Origin of the sequence: Azospirillum fermentarium (assembly GCF_025961205.1) — a bacterium.
GTDB classification, from domain to species: Bacteria; Pseudomonadota; Alphaproteobacteria; order Azospirillales; family Azospirillaceae; genus Azospirillum; species Azospirillum fermentarium.
In genome coordinates, this window is sequence record NZ_JAOQNH010000003.1 from 1,025,849 (window position 1) to 1,052,500 (window position 26,652).

The 26,652-nt window shown below is 68.2% G+C and carries 21 protein-coding genes (1 of these 21 running past the window's edge); 9 read left to right on the forward strand and 12 right to left on the reverse strand.

Translation table 11 applies throughout. The features are described from left to right. Positions 1-290 precede the first annotated feature (290 nt). The 5 genes from M2352_RS24825 (at position 291) to M2352_RS24840 (ending at position 10,135) form a co-directional block, all read left to right on the forward strand. Complete coding sequence (locus tag M2352_RS24825) at positions 291-5,525, forward strand: RecQ family ATP-dependent DNA helicase (RefSeq protein WP_264667196.1); 5,235 nt, start codon at positions 291-293, stop codon at positions 5,523-5,525. 288 nt (positions 5,526-5,813) lie between these two features. Continuing rightward, entirely contained in the window at positions 5,814-6,437 is a 624-nt protein-coding gene (locus tag M2352_RS26655; protein ID WP_406567314.1) for a recombinase family protein, read from the forward strand. After that, on the forward strand, positions 6,434-8,416 hold the full coding sequence (locus M2352_RS24830; protein ID WP_264667197.1) for a coiled-coil domain-containing protein: 1,983 nt from the start codon (positions 6,434-6,436) through the stop codon (positions 8,414-8,416). Before M2352_RS26655 ends, M2352_RS24830 begins: the two co-directional genes overlap by 4 nt. Before the next feature lie 56 nt (positions 8,417-8,472). Beyond that, positions 8,473-9,063, forward strand: a complete 591-nt coding sequence (locus M2352_RS24835) for a hypothetical protein (protein WP_264667198.1) — start codon at positions 8,473-8,475, stop codon at positions 9,061-9,063. Further along, a complete protein-coding gene (locus tag M2352_RS24840; RefSeq protein ID WP_264667199.1) occupies positions 9,056-10,135 on the forward strand; it encodes a hypothetical protein in 1,080 nt (359 codons plus the stop codon). Before M2352_RS24835 ends, M2352_RS24840 begins: the two co-directional genes overlap by 8 nt. On the opposite strand, the gene M2352_RS24845 is transcribed toward M2352_RS24840, so the two are convergent. The 7 genes from M2352_RS24845 to M2352_RS24875 all read right to left on the reverse strand — a co-directional run bounded on the left by M2352_RS24845 (position 10,122) and on the right by M2352_RS24875 (position 21,344). Further along, positions 10,122-11,429: a site-specific DNA-methyltransferase gene (locus M2352_RS24845; RefSeq protein ID WP_264667200.1), complete on the reverse strand. Its 1,308-nt coding sequence runs from the start codon at positions 11,427-11,429 to the stop codon at positions 10,122-10,124. The genes M2352_RS24840 and M2352_RS24845 overlap by 14 nt on opposite strands. A gap of 307 nt (positions 11,430-11,736) precedes the next feature. Beyond that, positions 11,737-12,669 carry a DUF2493 domain-containing protein gene (locus M2352_RS24850; protein ID WP_264667201.1) on the reverse strand — a complete coding sequence of 311 codons (933 nt, stop codon included), beginning with the start codon at positions 12,667-12,669 and terminating at the stop codon, positions 11,737-11,739. Positions 12,670-12,978: 309 nt separating this feature from the next. After that, the gene (locus tag M2352_RS24855) at positions 12,979-13,995 is read right to left on the reverse strand and encodes a DUF7146 domain-containing protein (protein ID WP_264667202.1); all 1,017 of its coding nucleotides are present in this window, start codon (positions 13,993-13,995) and stop codon (positions 12,979-12,981) included. A gap of 12 nt (positions 13,996-14,007) precedes the next feature. Then, on the reverse strand, positions 14,008-18,375 hold the full coding sequence (locus M2352_RS24860; RefSeq protein ID WP_264667203.1) for a bifunctional class I SAM-dependent methyltransferase/DEAD/DEAH box helicase: 4,368 nt from the start codon (positions 18,373-18,375) through the stop codon (positions 14,008-14,010). Between the two features lie 92 nt (positions 18,376-18,467). Continuing rightward, complete coding sequence (locus M2352_RS24865; protein ID WP_264667204.1) at positions 18,468-18,698, reverse strand: DUF6117 family protein; 231 nt, start codon at positions 18,696-18,698, stop codon at positions 18,468-18,470. Positions 18,699-18,769: 71 nt separating this feature from the next. Next, on the reverse strand, positions 18,770-19,159 hold the full coding sequence (locus M2352_RS24870) for a hypothetical protein (RefSeq protein WP_264667205.1): 390 nt from the start codon (positions 19,157-19,159) through the stop codon (positions 18,770-18,772). 61 nt (positions 19,160-19,220) lie between these two features. Next, on the reverse strand, positions 19,221-21,344 hold the full coding sequence (locus M2352_RS24875; protein ID WP_264667206.1) for a ParB/RepB/Spo0J family partition protein: 2,124 nt from the start codon (positions 21,342-21,344) through the stop codon (positions 19,221-19,223). 210 nt (positions 21,345-21,554) lie between these two features. Between M2352_RS24875 and M2352_RS24880 the strand changes: the two genes are divergently transcribed. Then, positions 21,555-21,743, forward strand: a complete 189-nt coding sequence (locus tag M2352_RS24880; protein WP_264667207.1) for a hypothetical protein — start codon at positions 21,555-21,557, stop codon at positions 21,741-21,743. A 23-nt stretch (positions 21,744-21,766) separates the two neighbouring features. Here the strand turns inward: M2352_RS24880 and M2352_RS24885 are convergent, their stop codons facing one another. The 5 genes from M2352_RS24885 to M2352_RS24905 form a co-directional block, all read right to left on the reverse strand. Beyond that, complete coding sequence (locus tag M2352_RS24885; protein WP_264667208.1) at positions 21,767-21,982, reverse strand: hypothetical protein; 216 nt, start codon at positions 21,980-21,982, stop codon at positions 21,767-21,769. Between the two features lie 73 nt (positions 21,983-22,055). Next, a complete protein-coding gene (locus M2352_RS24890) occupies positions 22,056-23,000 on the reverse strand; it encodes a hypothetical protein (protein WP_264667209.1) in 945 nt (314 codons plus the stop codon). Beyond that, positions 23,000-23,947 carry an ArdC family protein gene (locus tag M2352_RS24895; protein WP_264667210.1) on the reverse strand — a complete coding sequence of 316 codons (948 nt, stop codon included), beginning with the start codon at positions 23,945-23,947 and terminating at the stop codon, positions 23,000-23,002. The genes M2352_RS24890 and M2352_RS24895 overlap by 1 nt, the downstream gene beginning before the upstream one ends. Positions 23,948-24,127: 180 nt before the next feature. Further along, a complete protein-coding gene (locus M2352_RS24900) occupies positions 24,128-24,487 on the reverse strand; it encodes a DUF6915 family protein (RefSeq protein ID WP_264667211.1) in 360 nt (119 codons plus the stop codon). A gap of 11 nt (positions 24,488-24,498) precedes the next feature. Further along, positions 24,499-25,002, reverse strand: coding sequence for a DUF6878 family protein (locus tag M2352_RS24905; RefSeq protein ID WP_264667212.1), 504 nt, complete (start codon positions 25,000-25,002; stop codon positions 24,499-24,501). Positions 25,003-25,371: 369 nt separating this feature from the next. Here M2352_RS24905 and M2352_RS24910 point away from each other — a divergent pair, with 369 nt between their 5' ends. The 3 genes from M2352_RS24910 to recD2 form a co-directional block, all read left to right on the forward strand. After that, on the forward strand, positions 25,372-26,199 hold the full coding sequence (locus M2352_RS24910; RefSeq protein ID WP_264667213.1) for a GIY-YIG nuclease family protein: 828 nt from the start codon (positions 25,372-25,374) through the stop codon (positions 26,197-26,199). Continuing rightward, the gene (locus M2352_RS24915) at positions 26,199-26,402 is read left to right on the forward strand and encodes a hypothetical protein (protein ID WP_209772691.1); all 204 of its coding nucleotides are present in this window, start codon (positions 26,199-26,201) and stop codon (positions 26,400-26,402) included. Before M2352_RS24910 ends, M2352_RS24915 begins: the two co-directional genes overlap by 1 nt. 198 nt (positions 26,403-26,600) lie before the next feature. Continuing rightward, positions 26,601-26,652, forward strand: the start of a protein-coding gene (recD2, locus tag M2352_RS24920) for an SF1B family DNA helicase RecD2 (RefSeq protein ID WP_264667214.1). 2,156 nt of this gene lie beyond the right edge of the window; 52 of the gene's 2,208 nt are visible here — the first part of the coding sequence; it begins with the start codon at positions 26,601-26,603; the stop codon falls past the right edge of the window.

The window sequence follows — 26,652 nt, forward strand, 5'->3', positions numbered from 1 at the left end:
GCGCACCAAACGCGCGCCCATTCCTGTCGCCACTCCGTCGGACCTACCGGCCGGTCGGATCGCCCCGGTCGCCACCGGTGCCATTGCCCACACGGATCACGCCCTGAGGCACGATCCGACGCGATCCGACGGTTCGCTTTCGCGGGCCGCCGGTTCCCCGTAAATCCTTCATTCCGGGTATCCGGATCGCCGCCGAAAAGACAAAGCGGAAAAACGTCATTGTGGTTGCGCATCCGCACGCTGTAGAAGTTTTTGCGACGGCTGCATCGCCTTTGAAGTGAACTTCCTCCTTGCTGGCTCAAGCCCTCGACGCGCTCCTCAGGAAACGGCAATCCCGCGCCCCGCTGTCCGATGCGAGCGTGGACACCTATCTGGCAAAGACGCTGTTCATCGACGTCGAAGCCGACCGTGGCGGGCGCCTCAATGCGGTCGGCGCGGTGCTGGACGACCGGATCTTCCGATGGGAGAAGCGGGACTCCAGGCCCTTCGCCTCCGCAGGACTGGAAGGATTCGTCCGCGGCGCCGAGCGCATCGCCGGCCACAATATCCTGGCGCACGACCTGCCGATCTTGCGCGACGCGTTGCCGGAACTGACCGCATGGACGTTGCCGGTGGTGGACACGCTGGTGCTCTCGCCCCTGGCCTTCCCGGCCAACCCCTATCACCGGCTGATCAAGGGCTACAAGCTCGAGAAGGATGCGGTGAACGATCCGGTCGCCGACGCCCGGCTGTGCCGGGCGGTGCTGCGCGACGAGATCGATGCCTTTGCCCGCCTGGTGCGGCAGACGCCGGACGCCGCCGCGTTCCATCGCTTCGCGCTGTCCGGTCCAGGGCAGAGCGGCATGGCCGACCTGCTCGGCCTGTGCGGCGCAACCCTGCCTCCGACAGCGTCCGCGGCCCTCACGCTGTGGATGCGGTGCGCGACGGCACGCGTGTGCACGACCGCGTCCGCCCGCCTCGCTGTGGCCGGGCTGGAATCGACCGCGGCGCGCCTCGCCTTCGCCCACGCGCTGGCGTGGCTCGGGGTGGCGGGTGGCGCCTCGGTGTTGCCGGCCTGGGTGCGCCATCAGCACCCGGCGGTCGGGCCGCTGCTGCGCGACCTGCGCGACACGCCGTGCGACGATCCCGCGTGCGCGTGGTGCCGCACCGCCTTCAGCGCGACGCATTGGCTGCGGGAGACCTTCGGGTTCGACGCCTTCCGGCCAAAGCCGGCCGCGCCCGACGGCGGGAGCCTGCAACAACGCATCGTCGAGGCCGGCCTCGCCGGGCGGCCGGCGCTGGCGGTGCTGCCCACCGGCGGCGGCAAGTCGCTGTGCTTCCAGGTGCCGGCCCTGGCCCGCCACCAGCGCACCGGGGCGTTGACCGTGGTGGTGTCGCCGCTGCAGGCACTGATGAAGGACCAGGTGGACAATTTCCGCAGCAAAACCGGCCGGCCGGCGGCGGCGGCCGCGCTCTACGGAGCGCTCACCCTGCCGGAGCGGGGCGCGGTGATGGACCGGGTGCGCCAGGGCGACGTCGCCCTCCTCTATGTATCCCCCGAACAGCTGCGCAACCCGTCCGTCGTCCGCACCATCGAACAGCGGGAGATCGGCGCCTGGGTGTTCGACGAGGCGCACTGCCTGTCGAAGTGGGGCCATGACTTCCGCCCCGACTATCTCTACACCGCGCGCTTCATCGCCGAGCTGGCCGAACGCCAGGGCACGCCGCCCCCACCCGTGACCTGCCTGACCGCCACCGCCAAGCACGAGGTGGTCGAGGAGATCCGTGGCCACATCCGTGACCGGCTCGGGCAAGAACTCGACCTGTACGCCGGGGGCGCCGAGCGCTCCAACCTGACCTTCGCCGTCGAAAGCATCACGCCGGCAGAGAAGGTCGAGCGCATCGCCGCCCTGCTGGAGCAGCATGTCCGGCAGGGCGGAGCGTTGGCCTGCGCCGTGGTCTACGCCGCCACCCGGCGCGGCACCCAGGACCTGCGGGATGCGCTGGCCGGATACGGCTGGCCGGCCGCCGCCTTCCATGCCGGCATGAAGGCCGCCGACAAGGCCGAGGTGCTGGCGGGCTTCATCGGTGGCTCCCTTCCCGTGGTGTGCGCCACCAACGCCTTCGGGATGGGCATCGACAAGGACAGCGTGCGGCTGGTGGTGCACGCCGATGTGCCCGGCTCCCTGGAAGCCTACACGCAGGAGGCCGGACGCGCCGGACGGGACGGGCTGCCGGCGACCTGCGTGCTGCTGTTCGATCCCGACGATCTGGAGGAGCAGTTTCGCCTCGCCGCCCGGTCGGAGCTGCGGCGGCGCGACATCGGGCAGATCCTGCGGAGCGTGCGGCGGCTGTCGCAGCGGTTGGGCAAGGACGAGGTGGTGGCCACCGCGGGCGAGCTGGTGGCCGATCCGGAACTCGACCTCGGCTTCGCGGCCGACGATTCGGACGCCGACACCAAGGTGAAGACGGCGCTGTCCTGGCTGGAGCGCGCCGGGCTGGTCATCCGGTCCGAGAACCGGACCTCCGTCATCACCGCGCGGCCCAAGCCGCTGTCGCTGGAGCAGGCGCGCACCGCCATCGAGCGTCTGGGTCTGCCCGCGGCGACGGTGGCCCAGTGGATGGCCATCTTCCGCACGCTGGTAGCGGTCGCCGCCGATCCCGGCGAGGAGCACCCGCTGACCGTCGACACGCTGGCCGCTCTCGATCCCCTGGCGGCCGACACCGCCGGCCCGCCGCAGGAGGCGACCGCCAAGGTGCTGACGGTGCTGACCGCGATGGCCGGCCACGGCCTGATCGAGAGCGGGACCGTGCTGACCGCACAGGTGCGGCCGTCGGGCGTCAACGCCTCGCGCCGTGTCCTGGCGCAGTTCTCCGCGGCGGCCCGCACCCTGCTGGCGACGCTGCGGGAGGAGGCGCCGGATGGGGAGGAGCTGTGCCTGTCGCTGACGGCGGCCACCCAGCGGCTGCGTGACCGGGGCTGTGCCGAGTGCCAGCCCGAAGTGATTCTGCGGCTGCTGAAAACGCTGTCCGACACCAACCGTCAGGGCAGCGCACGCCTGCGTCTCGCCACGGTGGCACGCTGGCGGTACAGCCTGAAGCTGTCGGGAACGTGGGAGAACCTGGAGGATGGCCTGCGCCGGCAGGAGGCGGTCGCCTCCCTGGTGCTCGACCGTCTGCTGGCGACCGGCCGGGCCGCGGACGGCGCGGGCAAGACGGTGGTGCCCTTCGCCATCGAGGAGCTGGCCCAGGCGGTGACCGGCGACCTGACGCTGGCCGCCGAGGTGTCCGATCCGGTCGCCGCGGTCCAGGCGGCCCTGCTGATGCTGTACGACTGGAAGGTGATCCTGCTGCAAGGTGGCCTGTCGGTGTTCCGCCAGGGTCTGAGCTTGCGGCTGCCGGAGGCGGCGCGGGGGCGGCGCTACACCAACGACGACCATGAACCGCTGGCCCGCCATTACGCCGGCCGCACCTTCCAGATCCACGCCATGGGCGAATACGCCCGTCTGGGGCTCACCAGCCCCGAACGGGCGGCGGCCTTCGCCGCCGATTACTTCGCCCTGCCGGAGGACCGGCTGCTCGCCCGCCACTTTCCGGGCCGGCGCGCCGAACTGGCCCGCCCGGTGTCGGCGGACACCCACGCCCGCATCGTCACCGATCTCGCCAATCCGGCGCAGCAGGCGATCGTGACCGCGCCGGTCGGGCGCAACCTGCTGGTCCTGGCCGGACCGGGGTCGGGGAAGACCCGCGTCATCGTCCACCGATGCGCCTACCTGATGCGGGTGCTGCGGGTGCCGGCGCAGGCGATCCTGGTGCTGTGCTACAACCACGCGGCCGCCCTGTCGATCCGACGGCGGCTGCGCGCCCTGATCGGCGACGAGGCTGGCTGGATCGACGCCTACACCTATCACGCGCTGGCCATGCGCCTGGTTGGGGCGAGCGTCGCCGAGCGCCTGGAGCACCGGCCGGACAGCGCGCCCGCCGATCCCTTCTCCGGGGTGATCGGCGACGCCACGGCACTTCTGCGCGGGGAAAGCGCCTTTCCCGGCCTTGACGCCGAGGACGTCCGGGAACGGCTGCTGGCGCGCTACCGCTACATCCTGATCGACGAATACCAGGACATCGACGAAGAGCAGTACGACCTCGTCTCCGCCATCGCCGGCCGCCAGGAGAAGGACGCCGAAGCGCGGATCGCGCTGATGGCCGTCGGGGACGACGACCAGGCGGTGTACGGCTTCCGCCACGCCGACGTCGCGTTCATCCGCCGGTACCAAGCCGACTTCGCGGCGGAGGTTCACCATCTGGTGGAGAACTACCGCTCCACCGCCGCCGTGATCGCCGCGTCGAACACCTTGATCCGGCACAACACCGACCGGATGAAGACCGATCACCCCATCCGCATCGACCGGGCGCGGGCCAAGGACCCGGCGGGCGAACCCGTACAAGTCCTGGCGGTGAAGACCATTGCGCATCAGATCGGCGCGGTGCTGGACGTCATCGAGCAGCGGCAGGCTCGACACCCCGGCACGTCGTGGAGCGACTTCGCCGTGCTGGCGCGTCAACGCCACGTTCTGGCGCCGTTCCACGCGTTGTGCGACCAGGCCGGCATTCCCTGTGACCCCGCCTACGACACCACGTCCGACCGGTTTCCCCTGCACCGGCTGCGCGAGGTGGCGACCTTTCTCGATCGGCTGAAGCGGGCGACCGCACGGGTCGACGGGACATGGCTGCAGGCGCAGCTGGCCGCCCTGCGCCAGGAGATGGGCGCCTCGCCCTGGTGGGGGCTGATGGAGCAGCTGCTCGGCGGCTGGGCGACGACAAGCGCCGGGCGGGCGGCGGAACCGGAAGCGGTGCGCGAGGCCCTGTATGAAGGGCTGTCGCAGCTGCGCCGCGAGCGCTCGACCGGCACCGGCATCCACATCGGGACGCTGCACGGCGCAAAGGGGCTGGAGTTCCGGCACGTCATCCTCCTTGACGGGGGATGGGACGGACGGTCATCGGACAGGGCTGCCGCGGACAGCGAGGAGGAGCGGCGGCTGTTCTACGTCGGCATGACGCGGGCGCGTGAGACGTTGTGCCTGATGCGCCGTGCGGATGTGAAGAATCCGCACCTGCCGCTGCTCGATGGCATTGATTATATTACTTGCGCCGACACCAAGCGCGCCGACCGGAGAGTGCTTCACCGTCAGCGCACCGTGCTCGGGCTTGGCGACCTGCACATCGACTTTGCCGGCCGCCAGCCGGCAACGGCGGCCGTTCACCGGGTGATGGCGGCCCTGCGGCCGGGCGATGCGGTGACCTTACGGGCGGCACGCTCAACGACGGACCGGGTGTCGGTGCTGAGCGCTGACGGCACGGTGATTGCACGTCTTTCGGAAGCAGCCAGCCAGCACTGGTCCTATCTGATCTTCGCGGTCGAACAGGCCCGCGTGCATGCCGTGGTTCGCCGTCATCGGAAGGACTGCGCGGAAGCTTGGCGCTGCCAGCTCAAGACTGAAAGCTGGGAGCTCCCGGTGATTGAAATCTGGACGCACTCTGTACGTTGACATCACGTTTGCGGAAGGGCTCTCGTTTCTGATATCCAGTTCTGCTGGCTTCCGCTTTGCGCCAATTCCAGGGACAAAGGCGGGCTAAGGATCAGGCAGCAAACGGTCGATCCGGTGGTGGACGGGTAGGTTAACGAAGCAAACGTGCGAGAATGGAAGGCTTTTGCGTCGTTGAAGTTAGCTTCGGTTGCTCTCTGCCGAGCGGCCATTCTCGCGTTGCGATTCTCTGTTGCAAAACCTGCGTCACTGGTAGAAAATTTGACCTGGACTCCGCGACATAGGTGCAGGGTGATCACTGGGTACACTCGAATTCCAGCCTCTGAGAAGAGCCTAGAACTGCAAACTGAAGCGCTGAGGCTGGCTGGCTGTGAGTACGTGCTTACCAACCGTGCTAGCGGGGCACATGCCGCGAGCGGCAGTCTATCGGGCATTCTCGCATGCCTTCGGCAGAGGGATGAGTCGGTAGTCTGGAAGTGTTTGGGATGCGATGTGCAGCAGCAGACCGATTCCGCTAAGAAATTGCGTAGCGATGGTATCAGACTCATCAATTTAGAGACACATATCGACACCCAAATGCCTCATAGGCGTTTGTTTTTTTGCGTTATGACCGCTCTTGCTAAAATGGAGCACAGCCTCATGCGGGAGCGTACTTCCATGGACCTCGCCTCTGCACGTGCGCGAGGGCGAAGTCGCAGACGAACGCCTCAACTGAATCAGACCCAACCGGCGCACGCCAGACGACTGCTTGCCCCTGAGGTTAGAGTTTCAGATATGGCAAGCTCCCTTAACCTCTCGCATTTTTCTGCGTTTCACCGAGCCTTTGACGGATTAGCCAAACCAACTGGTAGTAATTCCAAGAAACAAAGCGTAGAGCATGTAATATGGACGTGGCCGAAGGAAGCGTCAGCATGACGATTCGCTTCCCCGTCTTTCAGCGCCTGGATATCGATGAGTATCAGCTATATCCTGGAGTTCCCGATTCACCTGGCCTGCACCTTGATTTTACGCCAGGTCCATGGATCGTCCTTGGCGTTAACGGACTCGGCAAAAGTACACTGCTCCTGATACTAAAGCATGTACTGACCGGACCTGCTCGTATCCGCGGAGCCGGGTTTACGGGAGATCGGTCGGACGTTCTTCCGGTCGACCCTCGTTTCTTCGCGGTGCGAGTCGGAGACAACGCCCATGCGGCGGTCGCTACGACGGAAGTTCGATTTGGTTCTGCTGTCCTCAAGGTTCGACGACGGCTTAGTGACCTTGGCTTGGTCGAGGCGACCGTCCGGGGTATCGATCCCGTTGAGCAGGTTGGCGATGAAGAAAGTTATCGCGCTCTTATCGCGAAAATTATGGGCTTGTCACGCTTCGAGGACGCACTCCGGGTTCTAGACAGAGTTACATTCTATCTGGAAGCAAGAGAGCCTCTACTCTGGAACTTAGCGGCTCAATTCGAGTTGTTTCGCGCAATACTCACGCCTGACAAGTCGGAAGAGCTTCGGCGCCTTGAAGGAGATATTGTCTCAGCCGACAGTTCCGCGCGCAACCTCAACGCTGTACTCTACAAACTGGTCAACAGGCGAGACACGCAGCAAGCCAAGCAGGATAGTGCAGCAGAAACTCGGGCTAGACTGGCGAAGGCAACCGCCGAAGTTGAGTCTTCCGAGGCCGAGGAGATCAAGCTTCAGCACGCTCTTGAAGCCGCAGAAGAGCGACGTTCGGACGCTCGAGTCGAGCTGAAGCGGGCGGATCGAGCCGCAGACGAAGCTGCCCAAAAGTACGAGGAGATTAAATTCGAAGTTCTCCGGCACGCTTTTGCGGGAGTCTCCCCCAATGAGCAATACGTTTTTTTAAAGATTATTTCCGAACGTGTCTGTTTAGCTTGCGGAAACGGCGCCGAAGCCGCCGCTGAAGAACTTGAGCGGAGGCGCTCAGAAAACCGATGTCTGGTTTGCGGCTCGCAACGGCATTCGCAAGATAAGGTAGTGTCCACAACTTCGGCAATGCAGGCAAAGGCGGCTGAGGCATTCACTGCTCTGCAAACAGCCAGAGAAGCTCTGCAGGATGCGGGTGAAAAATATCGTGCCTCTGAGCAGCACTATCGGTCTGTAGAGGATAACCTGGAAATAGTGCGTCGTCGGGTAGATGCTTCCAAACGTGATGCTCGACGCTGGCGAAGTAAGTTGCCGGCTCAAGATCAAGCCGCGTTGGCACGCGACGAAGATCGCATTGAGACGTTGCGGCGTGAAGTATTGAACTTCCGCAAGGAACGCGACGACGCCGAGGAAAAGATTGCGATCCTGCTCTCTGAGTTGAAGGCCGCAACTGAATCTATTCGCGAAAATCTAGAGGATAAGTTCCAGACACACGCACAGGATTTCTTTGCCGAGAAGGTGCGATTGGTCTACGCACCGAGGAAAGATCGAATCGGCCAGGGTGGGCGGGTTTTCGAGTTTCCAGCGTTTGAGATTGAGCTGACGAGCGGAGCAACAGGTGGTAATTTCGTTCGGCGCTCGGCTTCTCAGGTATCGCTGTCGCAGCGTGAGTACCTTGACTTGATCTTTCGGATGAGCCTAGTCGAGACCTTTGGTAGCGCAAGCGGTTCGTTCGTTGTCGATGGGCCCGAAGGCTCGGTGGACGCAGTGTTCGCTGAGAAGGCGGGAAACTTATTTTCCGCTCTGGCCAAGCGAACCTCCGGTTTGACTGTGATTCTGGCCTGCAACATCGTCGATGGCGCATTCATTCCACACACGCTACGCGCTTACAAGACTCCTGACGCTCGGTCTGGCAGAGTAGTTAACCTGATAGACCTTGCGGCTCCAACTGCTGCGCTTGTTGCACTACAAAATGAATATCGCTTCGCCGTAGACAAAATTTTAGCGCAGGATGCGCGATGACTGGCGAGTCAACACCGCGAGCACTACCAACGCTCATCCGGACAAGGTTACTCCAGATGTTTGCAGCGCTGGAGCGTGTGGGAGGCACGCCAATTGATACCCGATCGCTACATGCTTTCGCATTCTTCGCAAATGTACTTAGTCCACTCTGGGATCTTCATCCTCTTGAAGGTTCGGTGCTTAAAGAGAGTGGCTCCCCGTACTTTCCAGCCCTTCAGCGTCAGCTGGACTGTTTAGTCGGTGAAGGTTTCATCATCGTTGAAAGCTTGGCGAGAGGCACTACCGACGAACTGGAGGCTAAATTCAGACTATCACACGAGCGAGCTCAACCGGTTCTCAGTATAGTCAGGATGCTTCCCGACGAGGCGAGCGCTGAAGGCTTTCTGACAGAACTGGCTGACGCCTTTGTTGAAATTCGCCCCGACCGACGAGATGACGCGGCCGTTGCAGACGCTGCCTATTCTGATCCTGCGGTTGCTCAAGGACGAATAGTCGATTTTGCAGAATGGGTTTCTCCCACCAAGGGCAACGCGGCGTGGAACACCGCACAGCAATTCCAGAAGTATGTTCCGGTTGGCGTAACGCTGAGCAGAGCTGAAAAACTGGTCATGTACATGCGCCTGATGAAGCGGAGAGCGCATGGCTAATTCGCCGATGCTCGGCGGGGTTTCGCCGAATGAAATCGAGAATGTGGCCGAAACGATCGGTGCACCTACTGTTGCAGGGGCGTCACTCACTGCGCGCTTCTCTAGGCGCGTGTCGGCCCTGGTCGCTGCTAGAGCCGGGAAGGGTGATAACGGCCGGTTCTCAATTTTCCTACAAAGTGAAGCGTTGTTCGATGATGTGCAACGTTGCACTCATTCGGAAGCCCCGCTTCTGAAGAACGGCGCAGACCCTGTGGTCGATAAGGTTTGGCTGTCTACAGCAAGCCTCTCGACTTCCTTCGAGCTCTTGCTTCAATGGTCCGACGCGGCGTCGCTCTTTCAGGCTATTCGCGATGCCGGTTTAGGCACCATCCCGGCCGTTGTCGTCGATTGGCGATCCGGAGCGCCTGTTGGGAGCTTGTACAAGTCCGGCCTGAGCAATCTAGAAGACTCGGAACCTATCTTCTTCGAGAACGTACCGATTTCTCCCGATCAAATGAAGAAGGTTCTCGATAACTTCTACGAAAGATCTTTGAGAACGCCTCTACTTGTTGTGGAAGGCCATGCGAAACGCGTCTGGAAGGATGCGGCGAAGGGTGTTCCAGAACATCGACCGGAGGAAGTGATCCAGGGAAGACTCCTCGACGCCCTTAAAGCGATCTTTGCTAGGCATGAGCTACGCGCAGAGCCTGTTACCGAGGACGGGCGCGCCGACATCGTGATTTCGATGAAGACAGTCTCGGCCACCGGGCTGCCGGCAGTCGTGAATGAGTGGGTGCTGGAACTGAAGGCGCTGGCTGATCGGACGCATACTGACAATCCCGTGCCTGCCGGAAAGATACCTGAGGCGATACGCGGCGGACTGGAACAGGCCATCGCTTACAAAACACAATTGAACGCAGTTCATGCAGCGCTCTGTTGCTACGATATGCGAGCGACTGATGTTGGTGATGAGATGTGCTTCGGCCACGTCAACGATGATGCAGGCATATACCAAGTGCCGCTTTGGCGGTGGTATCTGTTTCGGTCAACTGAAAAGTCGCGCGAGGTGAAAGGCTACCTTAGCAGCGTGTGAGAGTGAGCAAGGTTTCTATCAGTTCAGGTCTCCCGCCCTGCTGTGGTGAGGCGCGCATGGATCTAAATGGCTCCTCGCCCGCTATGGTGAAGCCCCGGCAAAGAGCGAGTTCATTAAGAATGGTCGCGACAGGCACTTGAACGCCAGCGTAGCGGCTATCGCCGACAACCATGTACGCCCGCCCTCCCGAGACCAAAGCCTTGCTCAGGCGTTCGATGATCACGCACATATCTGCAAAGTACGCGGAAACCATATCCGGTATATGCCGGTTCCAGAGATCGCTTCGAACTCTCTCAAGATCGGTGGCGACACGAGTTAGCGTCGCCGAGCCCAAATCAGGTGCGTCAAACGGACGGGCGATCTGCACGTGACTTCGCAGTGTGCTCAGCCGGAGGTTCCTGTTGTCTAACCCGGACTTTAGGTACCCGCACACCCAAAGCTCGACATTATAGACATCAGTATAATCGAAGGAGTTCGGATACGGCGGTGAAAACACAGCCATATCGAACTCACCCTCGCACGGTGTTAGCTCGCGCGAGTCTCCTCGTAGAAGGCAATACTCTCGTCTCTTCCGTTTTTCATAACGGCGTATCTCGTAGATTGCCCTCACAACTGAATCAACAAACAGTTGCTCCACCCTTTGTGGGTCAATTATACGATCGGCCCAACCACGACGGTAGCGTCGCCCCTTTCCACTAACAACTACATTACTGACCGGAAGTGCAGCGGCTCCGAGCAGGACCCTCATTAGACGGCGATTTACGTCGCTCTCTGTTCTTGCAATACGATCTCTTAATGACGCGAGTCGGCAGGCCACTTCGGCACTGAAAAGGTACCGATTGCCAACGCCAGGCTCGACAAATGTCCGAGGAGCTCCGGGGAAGGGGTCCTCACAATAAGGCGCAATCTCACCTTCAATGACCGCTTTAAAGTCTTGTATTAGAAGCTCTATGTCATAAGTTGCGAGTTTTGCTTCAATAAGGTCAGCAAGGTATGGATTTACCTCAATCGTTGTTGGGTTAACCCCCAAAAACTGGCAGGCGAGTGCAGTTGTTCCTGATCCGCCAAAGGGGTCGATACAAGAAGTCACGCTCCGGCCGAGAGCACCCTGCGTCTCCTCTACCGCTTGACCGATGAGTTCGGGTGCAAAAGCTTCCTTGAAGTTGCGCCATCCTTGAAAGGCAACTTCATCTGCGCCACTGTTAGTTGACAGATGGGGTGGTCGCCGCCCCTCTAGCCACTCGGTAAACGAGACAATCTCATGGAGCGGCTCCTTCAGAATCAATTCAGCCACGTCCACGTCATCCTCTTACATCGAGTTAGCCTCCGGGCTTGAGTCTGCTACCAGAGCGGTTCTTATGGTAATGTCAAGGGGCTTCAACGATCAAGCACGCTTTTATAGCCAGTTTGAGATCAATGGCAGATCGCGATGACCTCTGTGATGTAGCTGTTGCACCCAGACGTATCCCCAAAAGATGCAGAAAACTATTGATTTGGGGAGGCGTCTGCTCCTGCCGTGTGGCCACTGATTCGGCGGTCTGGGACAATGGATTTACGGAAAGCCAGCGATCCGCCGAAGCGGATCGCTGGAATGGCGGCGCTCAAGCGCCGCCGTCACCGAAGCGCCAGACCGGGATGCCAAGGCGCCGCGCCTTGTCGGCGAGGTTGGCGGCGATGCCCGAGCCGGGGAAGGCGACGATGCCGATGGGAAGCGCCTCCAGCAGGCGGTCGTTGCGCTTGAACGGGGCAGCCTTGGCGTGGCGGGCCCAGTCGGGGCGGAACAGCACCTGCGTCACCTTGCGGTGCTCGGCCCAGCAGGCGGCGATGCGCTCGGCCCCCTTCGGGCTGCCGCCGTGCAACAGCACCATGTCCGGGTGCTTGGCGCGCACCTTGTCGAGCACCGCCCAGATGCGGTGGTGGTCGTTGCACTCCACCCCACCGGTGAAGGCGATGCGGGGACCGGCCGGCAGCAGCGGCTCGGTCTCGGCCCGCCGCTTGGCGGCAAGGAAGTCGCGGCTGTCGATCAGCGCCGCCGTCAAGGTGCGGTGGCTGACCAGCGAGCCGGCGCGCGGCCGCCAGCCGGAGCCGGTGTGGACCTCGAACAGCTCGGCGGCGTGGTCGCGGAAGGCCTCCATGGCGGTGCGGCGCTCGATCAGCGTCAGCCCCTCGGCCAGCAGCCGTTCCAGCTCGACCGAGCAGATCTCCGAGCCGTCCTGCTCGCGCTGGCTGCGCTTCTGGGCGTCCTCGTTGTCGTCGAGTTCGCGCTGCACCCGGTCGGCGGCGCGGTGGAACAGGTTGACGGTCGACCACAGCAGGTCGGCGAGGTCGGGTTCCAGGCGGGTGTCCTTCAGCGTGACCACCAGGGCGTCGAAGATGTCGGCCAGGGCGGCACGGATGGCGGTCTCGTCGGGCAGCGGCCGGGGATCGGGATCGTCCTCGAAGGGCCGGTGGCCGTAGAGCTGGAGTTCGGTCAGGGCGTGGTCGGTGGCGGAGGAGGCGTGGTGGAGCCCGGCGGCGGCGGCGTCGGTGATCATGGCGGCTGCCCTTCGGCTGGAGGATCGGCCGCGCCCACCGCGGCCTTCGTGGCGATCCCCCAGCGGCGGGCGGGGCGGGTCCGCACCCTCCTGGGCCGCAGCGCCAGCGGAGGACGGCGGGGGGCGGCTTTCTTGTTTCGCGAGGAAGGCCGGCCTGGCCGGCCGGGGAAGAAAGTTGCTCCCCGCCGTTGCGGACCCGGCCCGGCTGCCGCCCGATCGCCCGCTGGAAGGCCGTGGCCGCGGCCTCCCGCCGGCCGGACCGGCGTCCGCCCGCTCCGACCGGCGCCCGTCCACCGAGGCTCAGGCTCCTCACGGCCAGCCGCCACTCATCCAGAAGCGCACCACATCCTCCGGGGCGAGCTGTGCCCGCAGATGCGCCCGCAGCGCCGCCTGCCCGAACGCCAACAGGTCGTCGTTGAGGTCGCCCAGCATCGGTGCCAGGACCAGCGCCTCGATGCCGAGGGCTTCGGCGCGGCACCCCAGGCGGTCCGCCGCCCGGCGTCCGGCGGCGTCGTTGTCACGGGCGACGTAGAGGCGGCGCAGCGTCGGCGGCAGGCGCAGGGCGGCGAGGTGGCCGGCCGAGAGCGCGGCGACCATGGGCAGGGCCGGCAGGGCGGTGCGCAGCGCCAGCATGGTCTCGACGCCCTCCCCCGCCGCCAGGACGTCGCGGGCCACGCCGAAGCGGACGCCGTTGCCGAGCAGGTGGCCCAGCGCCCGGCGCGGTGACGGCATCGCCGCCTTGCCGCCGCCGGACGGGTCGAGCCAGGTGCGCTGCGCGCCGGTGAGGCCGCCATCCAGACCGGTGACGGCGGCGATCAGCGCCGGGCCTTGGGCGAGCCGGTCATCGGCGTCGCGGTACCAGCAGCGCGGCTGGAAGCGCAGGGAGCCGTCTTTCCGGACATCCGGAATGCCGCGGTTGCGCAGATACGTTTCGGCCAGCGAGCCGGCGAGCGGCCGGGAGCGGGCGAACAGGCGGCGGGCGGCTTCCGGCGATCCCACCGGGGCCACGGGTTCCCGGTGCCACTCCGGCGGCGCCCGCGGCGAACCGAGGAAGGCACGGGCCTCGTCGAGCACTTCGGCCAGCCGGTCGAGGCCGCGGTTGAGCCCGATGAGGTCGAGCAGGTCACCGTGCTCGCCGGTGGCAGCGTCGGCCCACTTGCCGGTGGCAGCACCATGCAGCCGGACATAGAGGCTCTCCCCCGGCATGCCGTGGACGTCACCGACCCGCCAGTAACGCCCCTCCCGCCGCCCGTGCGGCAGGTAGTGGCGGCACACCGCCTCGGCCTCCCGCGCGAGGCGCTGCGCCATCTCTGACGCGGCGGACATGGCGCCGCCCCCTCACAGCCCCGTCCGGTCGACAACACGGAGCAGCGGGTGGCGGGCCAGCAGGGCGGCGAACACCGCCGGCCCGCACTCGCCCACCGGCACGAACAGCCGCAGCGTCCAGGCGATGATCTCGGACATCAGCCCCAGCGCCTTCAGCCGCTCCACCATCCCCTCGGTGAAACCCGACAGCTCGATCCGGTGGGCGCCCATCACCGTGACCCGGCGCAACCGCAGCCCGTCGGCCAGATGCAGCACCGCCCGTCCCTCCAGCAGCGCCGTCCACACCTGCTCCGCCGACGGCACCGCTGCGTCACCACTGCCGAAGTTGCGTTCCACCTCGGCCAGGGCGTCCGGCGCCACCACCCGGCCGATGATCCGTTCGCCGTCGTCGGTCTGCAACCGCACCACCCGCAGGTTCGTGTCCGGCAGATGCCGCCACACCGGCAGCAGCAGCCCGGTCACCAGATGCAGGGTGCTGGTGGCGAACTCCGGCACTGCGGCGGCCTCCTTCTCCCAGACAGCGGCGAAGGCCTCCGGCTCGGCCGGGCGCCAGTGGCTCTGCGCCAGCTCGGCCAGCGTCACGGTCAGGCGTTCCAGCGGGCGCAGCAGCCGCACCCGGCGCTCCACCGTGCCGTCGTCCAGCATCAGCCCGGCGGCGGGCACCGCCACCGCCGCCCGGCCCGAGCGGGCGTTGACCAGCAGCCGTGCCTGCGGCCCGGCCCCTTTCTCCAGAGCCTCCTCCAGGCCGAGCGGCTGGTTGCGGTCGCGCCGCGCCAGGGTGAACAGCTGGGTCTCCGCTCCGGTCGCCGGGTGGGTGTAGAGGGTGCGCCGGTTCGTCACCGTGACGCTGTCGGCCACCAGCGTCTCGACGCCGCGGTCGTAGATGCCCGACGCGATGGCGCCTTCGACCTTCGCGGCGAGCAGCTGCTCGAACACGGTGAACAGCGTGTTCTGCAAGCCGATGGTCAGGGCCAGCAGCCGGTTGAGGAAGGTGGTGATCGGCGGCAGCTCCTCGCGCAGGCCGCCGTCGCGGTCGCTCAGCGCCAGACCGGTCGCTGCCTCGAACTCACCCAGCGAGCAGCCATCCACCTTGCCGGCGTGCAGCAGGCCGTAGAGCTGGCGCAGGGCGGCCCGGGCGTAGACGGATTCCAGGTTGTCGTCGGCGCGGAACAGCCCCTGCCCGCCGGTCTGGCGCTGACCGCGGGTGATGGCGCCCAGGGTGTCGAGCCGGCGTGCGATGGTCGAGAGGAAGCGCTTCTCCGCCCGCACGTCGGTGGCGACCGGGCGGAACAGCGGCGGCTGCGCCTGGTTGGTGCGGTTGGAGCGGCCCAGCCCCTGGATGGCGGCGTCGGCCTTCCAGCCCGCCTCCAGGAGATAGTGCACCCGCAGCCGCCGGTTCTTCGCCCCGAGGTCGGCGTGGTAGCTGCGGCCGGTGCCGCCGGCGTCGGAGAAGACCAGGATGCGCTTCTCGTCATCCAGGAAGGCCTGGGTCTCGGCGAGGTTGGCCGAGCCGGGGCGGTTCTCCACCGCCAGCCGCTCGTCCCCGCCGGGATTGGTCTTGCGCACGATGCGCCGCGAGCGGCCGGTGACCTCGGCGACCATGGCGGCGCCGAAGCGCTGGACGATCTGGTCGAGCGCCCCCGGCACCGGCTCCAGCGCGGCCAGCCGCTCGATCATGCGGTCACGCCGCTCGACCGCCTCGCGGCACGGCACCGGCTGGCCGTCCCGCCACACCGGCCGCGACGACAGGGTGCCGTCGGCGTCGGTGAAGGGTTCGTGCAGCTGGGTCGGAAAGGAGTGGGCGAGATACTCCAGGACAAGCTCGCGCGGCGTGACGTCGATCGACAAATCGTTCCACTCCTCGGTGGGGATGTCGGACAGACGGCGTTCCATCAACGCTTCGCCGGTGGAGACGAGCTGCACCACAACGGCGTGGCCGGCGGCAAGGTCGCGCTCGATGGATTTGAGCACGGTCGGCGTCTTCATGGCAGAAATCAGATGGTTGAAGAATCTTTGCTTGGCGCCCTCGAAGGCGGAGCGGGCGGCGGCCTTGGCGGCGCGGTTCAGGGTGCCGCCGGCCCCGGTGACGTTGGCCGCCTCCAGCGCCGCGGTCAGGTTTGTATGGATAACCTGAAAGGCAGCGGCGTAAGCGTCGTAGATGGCGACCTGCCCCGGCGTCAGCCGGTGCTCGACCATCTCGTAGCGGACCCCCTCGAAGGACAGCGAGCGGGCGGCGTAAAGGCCGAGGGCCTTGAGGTCGCGGGCCAGCACCTCCATGGCGGCCACCCCGCCGGCCTCGATGGCCTGGACGAACTCGGCGCGGGTGGCGAAGGGGAAGTCCGCCCCGCCCCACAGGCCGAGGCGCTGGGCGTAGGCGAGGTTGTGCACCGTGGTGGCGCCGGTGGCCGAGACGTAGAGCACGCGGGCGTCCGGCAGGGCGTGCTGGAGGCGCAGGCCGGCGCGGCCCTGCTGGGAGGGGGTGACGGGACCGCCGTCGCGGCCGAAGCCGGCGATGCCGCCGGCGTTGCGCAGGGCGTGGGATTCGTCGAAGATCATCACCCCGTCGAAGTCCCGGCCGAGCCAGTCGACGATCTGCTGGACGCGGGGCACGGCGCCCTCGCCGCCGTCGCCGCGCAGGGTGGCATAGGTGGTAAAGAGGATGCCGCGCTCCAGGGTGATCGGCACGCCGGGACGGAAGCGCGACAGCGGGGTGACCAGCAGAGGCTCCTGGCCGAGCGCCGACCAGTCGCGCCGGGCGTCCTCGATCAGGGTGTCGGACTTGCTGATCCACAGCGCGCGCTGTCGCCCCTTGAGCCAGTTGTCGAGCAGGATGCCGGCGACCTGCCGGCCCTTGCCGGCGCCGGTGCCGTCGCCGAGGAACCAACCGCGGCGGAAACGCACCGCGTCCTCGGCATCGTCCGGCGCCGCCGAGACGACGTCGAAGGTCTCGTCCACCGTCCAGGCGCCGGCGAGATGGCCGGCGTGCGCCTCGCCAGCCAGGATGACGCTCTCCAGCTGGGCGTCGGAGAGGATGCCGCCGGTGACCAGGGTGGCGGGGAGGTGCGGGCGGTAGCGGGGCTTGGGCGGGGCGACCGCGGCCATGGCGGCGGACTGCACCAGCGGCGTTGGGTGCGGCTGGGCGCCGGGGATGGCGATGGATTGCAGCGCGTAGGGCTCGTAGAGCGCGGCGGTGAGGCGAGCCCCGGCCTCCGGTGTCCAGTCGCGCGGCTCGTATTCCAACTTGGCGACCGCCAGGCCGGACGCTGGCGTGCACACCGTCGGCACAGCCGCCGCCCGGCGCACGGGCCGTGCCACCATGGCGCGGGCCAGCACCGGCAAGGGAGCCGCTGCCGAGGCGGGAACGGAAGCACGCGGCGGCACGCCGCGCCGGACCCAGTCCAGCAACGTGGCGACGTCGGGGGCCGTGCCCGGCGAGGCCGGGAAGGCGGTTGGGTCCTCCGCCGGCACGCGGTCGATGATGGTCAGCCGGGTGTCCACCGTGGTGCCGTGGCGGGCGTAGACCGTCCCGTCGATGGCGGCGGAGAAGACGACGCGGCCCCGCTCCTGCAAGCGGACGAAGGCGTTACGCCATGCCGGATGCTCGGGCGCCAGCCCGGCGCCGGTAACGGCGACAAGGCGCCCGCCCTCGGCCAGGCGGGCCAGGGCCGAGGCGACGTGGCGGACGGCGGCGTCGGCCACCCGGCCGTCCACCGCCACCAGCGCCGAGAAGGGCGGGTTCATCAGCACCACCGTCGGCCGGATGGTGGGGTCGAGATGGTCGTGGATGGCGGCGGCATCGAAGCGGGCCACCGGCACGCCGGGGAACAGGCGCTCCAGCAGGCCGGCACGGGTGTCCGCCAGCTCGTTGAGGACTAGACCCGCCCCCGCCTGTTCGGCGAAGACGGCGAGCAGGCCGGTGCCGGCGGAGGGCTCCAGCACCCGGTCGGCCGGGGTGAGCGCCGCGGCGGCGGCCACCACGCCGGCCAGCGGCAGCGGGGTGGAGAACTGCTGCCGGGCCTGGCTCTCCTCGGAGCGGCGGGTCTGGCTAGGCAGCAGCGCCGCCAACCGCTCCAGCATGGCCAGGAACGCCGCCGGGCTGGCGGAACGGGCCTGCATGGCCGGGCCGAAGCGGCGCAGGAACAGCACCTGCGCCGCCTCGCCGGCGTCGTAGGCCAGCTTCCAGCTCCACACACCCTCGGCGTCGGAGCCGCCGAAGGCCGCGGTCATCGCGGCGCGCAACGTGCCGGCGTCGATGGCCCGGCCGTGTTCGAGGCCGGGCAGCAGCAGCTCCGCGGCGGCGAGCAGGGCCGCCGCGGTGTCCACTGGGGTCGGAGGACGGGGTGCGTCGGTGTCGGTTCGGAGATCGGCGGTCAGGGTCATGGCGGAGGATCCGGGAGAGCGGGGAGACCAGCGGCCGGCGGACGCTCTCTCGGTCCGCTCCGGCTCACCCCGGCCCCCGCCCTCCTCGCCCTCTACCCGCCGCCGGGATCGAACGGCGGGTGGTAAAGCTCATAGGGGTCAGCGTCGGCGAGGTGCCCGAAGGGAGTGAGCACCACCTCGCCACCGCGTTGCGCGACAGCGCACAGAATGAAGCGGGTCTCGCCGGTGCGGGCGTCGGTGCCCTGCACCAGCGCCAGATCGCCGGCCGCCGCGGCGCGCAGCAGCGTCTCGAAATTCGCCTTCACGAAATCGGGAATCGACATGGGGGTCTCCCATAAGAAAGGAGCCCGGCGCGGCGGCCGGGCTCGACAAGGGACAAGGCGGCGGGTACGGATCACGCGAGGCAGCCAAGGCGGTTTTCGGCCGCGCGAATGGCGGCCAGCGCCGCCCGGAACCGCGCGGCGCCATGCTCCTCGCTGAGGTCGGTGTTCGAAGCCACGGCCCGGCAGGCGGCATGGATGTCGGCGTCGCCGACCATCTCCGGCGCCAGCCGGGTCAGCGTACCGTCGGCCTCGATCACGGTGCGGATTTCCTCCCGGACCTCCTCTTCGGCCAAGCGAAGCAGGACGTGCTCCCGCGGGACGTCCGGGTCGAGAAGAACGGCTCCCTGGCTGGCCGGGATCACGATGACGACGGCCTCGGCGGTGATCACGAGAACCGGGACGCCGTGGGTGAGAGCGGCGGCCGGCAGACGCACGACCATGGTGACGAAAGGCTCGATCATGACAAACCTCCAGCAACGAGGACGGAGGCGGAGCGGCCGGAGCCGCTCCGCAGCTTCCGGGTCACGCGGCGGCCGCCTCGGTGCGGTCCGCGTCGTCCTCGGCGGCCGGGATCTCCCCGGCGCCGGTCAGGAAGGCCGGCAGGGAGGCGTCGCCGCCCTCCGCATCACCCGCCGCGCCGGCATCGCCGCCGGCCGCCGGCTCCAGCGGCCGGCGCAGCGGCTCGGGCAGCCAGCCGCTGCCGGCCAGCAGCCGCTCGGCCTCCTTGGCCATGTCCGGCTTGCGCAGATGGTCGATCAGCTGCGCCGCCTCCGGACCACGCGCCTCGCGCACCGCCTCCACGATGCGCGCCTTCGGCACCCGGCCAAGGTAACTGTCCACCGTCGCCGTCCAGCCGGCCGCCGCCATGTCGAGGCCGACCGCCCCGGCCAGCAGGTCGGCGTGGGCGGCGCGCTGCGGCGCCCGGTTCCACGGCTCGTGCACCGCGTTGACGCCGAAGGAGACGCAGTGGGCGAACAGGGCCGCCCGGCTGTCGCCGTCGAACCCCACCAGCACCTCCCACAGGGCAGCCGGCTCGTCCGGGAGCTGGGCGCTCCAAGCACGCTGGCGGGCGTCGATCGCCCGGGCCGCGGCGCTGGCGGCGAGGTCGGGCGGCTGCACCCCGAAGCCGGCGCTCTTCAGCTCCAGCTCCAGGCAGGAGGCGCCGGGGCGCTGGGTGAAGGTGCGCAGACACAGCGCGTGCAGCGCCGCCAGGAAGGCGGTGTCGGGGTCGTTGGCCAGCGCGTCGCGCAGCGCCAGGGTGCGGTGCACGCTCAGCTCGATCAGCAGCCGCTCGGGCAAGGGCCGCAGCCCCTCATCGTCGTCCGACGACGCAGTCCCGGCGACCGGCACCGGGGCCGACACGCTGGCACCGCCGGCGATGGCGGCCGGCTGGGCGGCCACCGCCCCGCCCGCCGGGGTAGTGACGGGGCCCTCACCGTCCGGCGGGAGAGCCGGAACCACCGGCTCGACCGGCGCCTCGTCCTCCGGCCGCACGTAGCCGCGGTCGACCTGGAGCCCGCCTTCGACATCGACGCTGATGAACACCCCGGCCCGCGCCACCTCGGCCGTCTCGTAGACCAGCGGCCGCTCCTCCAGCGCCCGCAGCTCCACATCGATCTCGGCGAGGCGCCGTGCCACCCGATCCAGCTCCTCCGCTTCCGTCGGCTCGCTCCCCTCCAGCCGCTCGTACTCGGCGTGCAGCGCGTCGTAGGTCGCCTGCTCGGCTTCGGTCAGCGGCACCGGTTCGCCGGCCAGACGACGCAGCCCGCGGCTGTGCCCGTAGGGGAAGGCCAGCGCCACCTCCACCCACGTCCAGCCCTCCGCCCGCACCGTGGCGGCCTCGGCCTCCAGCTTCTCGGCGACCAGCCGGTCGAGCAGCGCCGGGTCCTGCAGCCAGCCGCCGTCGTCGTGCTGGAACAGGTCGCGCATCACCGCCCCGCCGGCCGCCTCGTAGGCCTCGACGCCCACGAACAGCGCCCGCTTGTCCGACGCCCGCACCGCCCCTTCGGTCAGCAGCCGGCGGATCTGGTAGGGCTCCCGGCTGTAGGCGCGCGACAGCGCCTCCCACACCTGCTCCTGGCGGGCGTGGTCGCCGCTGACGGTGAAGGCCATCAGCTGGTCCAACGTCATACGGTCCTCGGCGTAGGCGTCGAGCAGCGCCGGCGCGACGGCGGCCAGCTTGAGGCGCTGCTTCACCACGGCGGGGGCGACGAAGAAGCGGGCGGCGATCTCCTCCTCGCCGAGCCCCGCCTCGCGCAGGGTCTGGAAGGCACGGAACTGGTCGAGCGGGTGCAGCGGGGCGCGCTGGACGTTCTCGGCCAGCGAGTCCTCCTCGGCGAGGCCGGCGGTGCGCACGACGCAGGGGACGGGCTGGGTCCTGCTCATGCGCTTCTGCTTGACCAGCAGTTCCAGCGCCCGGAAGCGGCGGCCGCCGACCGGCACCTCGAAGACGCCGGTCTCGGCGCCCTCGGCGTCGAGCACCGGGCGGACGGCGAGGCTGTGCAGCAGGGTGCGCCGGGCGATGTCCTCGGCGAGCTCCTCGATGGAGACGCCGGCCTTGACCTTGCGGACGTTGGCCTGGGACAGCACCAGCTTGTTGAAGGGGATGTCGCGCGAGGTGTTGAGGGCGATCTTGGGCGTGGCCATGGTCGGGTTCTCCGCGACGGACGGCCGGGAGCCTCTCTCCCAACCTCCTCATCCGTCATCCCGATGTCCACCTCCCTCTTCCTCTGACCCGGGCGGGGTTCCGGAGCCGGCCGGTACTCCGCGTCCTGCCTGAACGTCCGCTTGCCGGGAGGGCACCGCCACGCGCATCATCCCGGCCAAGTTCGGCGGAGCCGTTCGGGGAGGGTTGTGGTGTTCGTGGTGGACGAGACGATGGCCACGGCGGTGCGCCGGGCTTTCGACGAGCGGGGCGAATGGCCGGCGGTGGCGGAACTGCGGCGCCACGTGTGCATCGACGACAACGCCGAGGCCCTGCGGGTGGTGCGGACCATCGCCTCGTGGCACCGCTCTCCGGAGGCGTCCGAGCGGCCGCCCGCCTGAACGCCCGGTCCGTCACCGCGCCGTCATGCGGACCGCCTCACCCGCGCCGTGCGCCGGCGATCGGGGATGCGGGCGTCGTCGTAGGGGCTGTCTTCCGATCGCCGCAGGGCGATCCCGCGCGCCTCGGCGCGGTCGGCCGCTTCGACCGCATAGGTCTCGATCCCGTACACCGCACCGGCGTTCGAGAACACGACCTCGACCACGAAACGGGGCGCGGCCGGTTGTTTCACAGGGGTCATCACACATCCTCCGGCAAGGGCTGTGTCGGGAAGGGAGGCAGGGCCGGCTTGGCGGCAGCAACGCAGGGGGGCGTTACACACCGCACAGGCCCTCGCATTCGTTGGGCCAGAGATCGAGCTGGCCGCGGTCGGCGTCGGTGGTCAGGTCCGCCTCGTCGAGCGGCACGGCGGAGCGGTGGAGATAGACCTTGCCGCGGATGCCGCGAAAACCGGTGCGGATGGCCCGGTCCACCGCCAGGGCGTCGGCCCAGGCGTCGGGATCGCCGTCGCGCAGCCGCCGCCAGTGGGCGTCGGAGTGGAAGGGGCAGCCGATGCAGGCGCTGCGGGGCGGCTCCGGATAGCCGTGCCGGGCCAGCCAGAGCAGGCAGTCGCGCCGGGTCATCCGCCGCTCGACCAGCGGCCAGCGGTTGACCTGCCAGCCCTCGGCCGACGGCTTCATACGCGCCGCCTCGTCCAGCGAAATCCCCAGCCACACCTCCACCACCGGGGTCTTGGGCGAGCGCCGGCCGGCGATCCCGGCCAGTTCGCGCACCTTGCGACGGATCGGCACCACCTTGTAGTCGCCGGTGCACTGTCGGCGGATCATGCCGATGGTGACGCGGCCGGCCGGCAGGACGCGCGTGCCGACGACGACCGTCCCGCCCTGGCGGTCCTCGCCGACCAGCGGGACCACGGTCCCGGGTGGGATGACGGTGCGGGTGTAGGCGGGGATGGACGCCCGGCGTTGTCCCCGAACCCCGGCCTGAAGGTCGGCCCGAAGGTCGCCGGCCGAGACGACGTGGACCGGAAAGGGCAGCACGCCCGGCGCCATCAGCCAGGCGAGGTGGCGATAGACCGCCTGCGGCTCCCAACCGGTGTCGGCGAAGACGGCGCAGTCGGGCATCGGGCCGACGGCGCCATGCGCCGCCATCAGGGCCAGGGTGGTGGACTGGACGCCGGCGCCGAGGCTGAGGACGCGCAGCCGGATTGCCTCCGCCGCCGGCTCGGGCGGCGGGCACCATGAGGAGAGCGCGCCCATCACACGGTCTCCCGCCCGTCACCGGCCACGGGGACGGTTTCGGGCAGGAAGCCGAGGAGATAGTCGGCCGCCTTGCTGGCTTGGCTGGCGGCGCGGACGATGGCATGATTGTCCGCGCGAAGGACGTCCAACCACGCCCCAAGGTAATCGGCGTGGCGGACGGTGGGGACGATGCCGAGCGCCGCACAGAGAAAGGCGGCCGAAATTTCGGCAATCAGCTCCTCGAAGGCGTACTTGCGGGAGCCGAAGGACCCGGACAGGTCGCGATTCAACCTTGAGGCGTGTCCTGTCGCGTGAGCTCCCTCGTGGAGGGCGGTTCTGTGCCAGTTGATGGGTTCGAAGAAGGCCTGCGGAGGTGGCAGCTGCACGTAGTCGTGCTGGGGGCTGTAGAAGGCCCGGGTGCCGCCGATGCGGACCTCGATGCCGCTGGCCCGGATCAGCGCCTCGGCCCGCGGCAGGATCAGCCCCTCCGGGATCGGCGGCGGCGCCACGGCGATGCCCTCGGGCAGGCCGTCGCATTGGTCGCAATTGAAGACGGTGAAGCGCTTCAGGAAGGGGATCGCCTGGGGCTCGTCCCCGGTATCCCGCGCGCGCCGGCGCTCGTCGTCGGGGATGAAGCGGTCGGCGTAGACGACGGTGGTGCCGCGCTCGCCCTTGCGGACGTGGCCGCCCAGAGCCAAAGCCTGACGGAACGTCAGCCAGCCCTGGCCGGAGAAGCCGCGGGCGACGACGGCGCCCCACAGGATGAGCACGTTCACGCCGCTGTAGGCGCGGCCGGTGGCGGCGTTGCGCGGCAGGCCGAGCGGGGCGGCGGCGGCCGGGGTTCCCCAGGGCTGCACCCAGGGCAGCCGGCCGGCTTCCAGCTCGGCGATGATGCGGGCGGTGATCTCGGCGTAGAGGCTGGTCCGGTCGGAACCGGCGCGGGCGGTTGGCGCGGTGTCGGGCATGGCGGGTCTCCGCGACGGGCTAGCCGGAAGCCTGTCCTCCAGCCCTCAAGCCCGTCGCGAACACCGCCTCGGCCCTCTCCCTCTACGGACGCGCCCGCCTCCTGCCGGCCGACAGGATGGCCAAACAAAAAAATGGCCCGGCGTTGATGCCGGGCCGGTTGAGATGAAGGGGACGGGTCGTCAGCCGCCGTCGCCGGGATCGACGCCGGGGTGCAGGGGCTGGGCCCGGCCCATCCAGGGTTCCGGCCGGATGCAGCGCACCCAGTCGGCGAAGCCGGGGATGAAGCCGAGGTCCTCGCGGACGTGTTGCTCCCCGATCAGCCGCACCGGCACGACGCGGCCGGTGGACAGCGTCAGCGTGACGCCGTACAGCGTCTCCAGCAGGAAGATGCCCTCGGCGTGATGGCGCAGGGCCCGGTGGCGGAAATCAGCGGTTATGGCTTTCGAGCCGTCCATCCACTGGTGCAGGGCCATGTACTCGTCCGCCGTCCCTCCCCAGGTGCGTGCCGACGACAAGGCATGATGATACGCGTGTGCCATGGCAGCCTCCCTTAGAAGTCATGCTCGTAGTAGTCGCTGGCGGTATAGCGCTCGTTGTATTCCAGGCGGACCGCCCGCCCGGCGACGTCGAGGACGAGGACGCCGAACGCGCCGTCGCCGTCTTCCCAGCCGTCGTGGGTGGCGGTGAGCAGGTCGTAGGTCAGCGCCTCGACCGCCTCGCCCAGCGGCAGGGGCCGCCGTTCCAGGGCCGAGCCGTCCCAGAGCGGGGTGGCGATCTCGGCTTCGCCCTCCGGCAGCGGCACCTCCGCCCCGCCGGCCTGGGCGTGGATGGCCTCGATCTGGCCGGAATCGCCATAGCCGTCGAAGGTGACGGTGACGATGGAGAGCCCCGCTGCGGCCAGCGCCGCCAGGACGGCGTCCTTGCTGAGGATGCGGGCCTCGGCGACGAGGCGGCCGTGCGCCTCGGCCCGGGCCTGCCACAAGGCCGGCTCGGCTTCGGCCGGTGGTGCGGCGGGCACCCCGCCGATGGTCTCGTCGTGGTTGGAAGCGCACATGTCCGGTCTCCGCGACGGGCCGGCCGGAAGCCTGTCTCCCAGCCCCCAAGCCCGTCGCAAACACCGCCTCGACCCTCTCCCTCCCCGTCCTACGCCTTCCGGCAGGACGGACGGCCAGACAAAGGCCCGGCTCTGGCGCCGGGCCGTTCGTGGTATGGAGTGGAAGAACCCTCAGCCGTCGGTGACGGGATCGATACCGGGAGGAGGGGGGGCGGGCCCGGCCCATCCAGAGGACCGGCCGAATGCAGCGCATCCGGTCGGTGAAGCTGGAGACGAAGGAAGTCATCGCGGAAGCGGCCTTCCCCGATCGAGGACGAAACCGGCGGTCTCCCGTTGACGCCTCACGGCAGCCACGCTGAAGTGGCGGTGATGATGTCCACGCAGGCTTCCCAGTTCCACCGCACGGCGGAAGCCGTCCCTTCCGTCGCCGGCGCCTATGTTCTGCTCGTCAGGCTGGCGGAGGCGGTGGACGTCGCCCTGCCCGGCCGGGCCAAGGCCATTCTGCCGCCGGGGCGGTACCTGTACTGCGGCAGCGCCCGCGGCCCGGGTGGCCTGCGTGCCCGCGTCGGCCGTCACATGCGCCGGGACAAGAGCCTTCGCTGGCACATCGACCACTTGACCACGGCGGGTACCGTGACCGGCTGCTGGGTTTTTCCCGCCGGCGACGAATGCGCGCTGGTCGCACGCTTCGCCGCCCTGCCGGTCCCGATCCCGGGGTTCGGCAGCAGCGACTGCACCGTTTGCCGGAGCCATCTCCTGGCGTGGCCCGATGGCGTCGCGCTGCCCTTCGGCGCACCGGATGTTTCTCCGACCGCCGCTGGACCGGACGTCGCCCGGGTGCTATCGGTCGCGGCCATGACCGATACCGTGGACTTCACCCCCGCCGAACGCGACCTGATCCGCCGCGAGTTCATGAGCCGCTGGTCGGAACCGCCGCGGCTGGCGGACGGCATCCTCCTGAAGCGGTGGGCGACCGGCCCGCGGAGAGGCGAACCGAAGCTCCCGGCCATCGTCCAGAGCCTGCTGGAGCGCGGGCTGGTGACGATCGCCGAAACGGATCGGGGGTTTCCCCGCGCCCATTTCACCGCGGCGGGATACGCAGCGTTGCGGGCCATGGCGGCCAGCCCGCGGCATCTCCCGCCGGAGCGCTATGGTCACCTCATCGACGAGCTCGCGCGCCGGCTGGAGGACCGCTGATGTTTGGGCGTCCGGCACACGTCGCGGTCGGCGACCGCTTCACCAAGGTCGGCCAGCCGTCGCGGGTGTTCATCGTGATGGCTCTGGACGACCGTCCCGGTCGGCCGCCGCACGCGTTCGTGTCCGCGGCACCGAACGGTGGAGACCGCCGGCTGATCGCGGTCTCCGCGCTCACCGATGCAACCCTGTTCAGACGACTGTGAAAAGGGTGAGCACGGCGCTGTTCGCACCGCGAGCGATGCAGCCAGCCAGGGCTCCTGGACAGCCGGCACCCCGCTGAAGACGCGGAGGCTTGTGCCGGATCGTCTTCCCCACCTCAGGGGAGACCATGGCGAAGCTCCGCATGCCTCGCGGTCGGGACCGGGTGACAGCACATCGCCGCTGCTCCATGCTCAAGGGCCATGCCGAAGCCGACGCCCTCCGATTCGACCCGTTCTGCCGCCGAGGACCGCG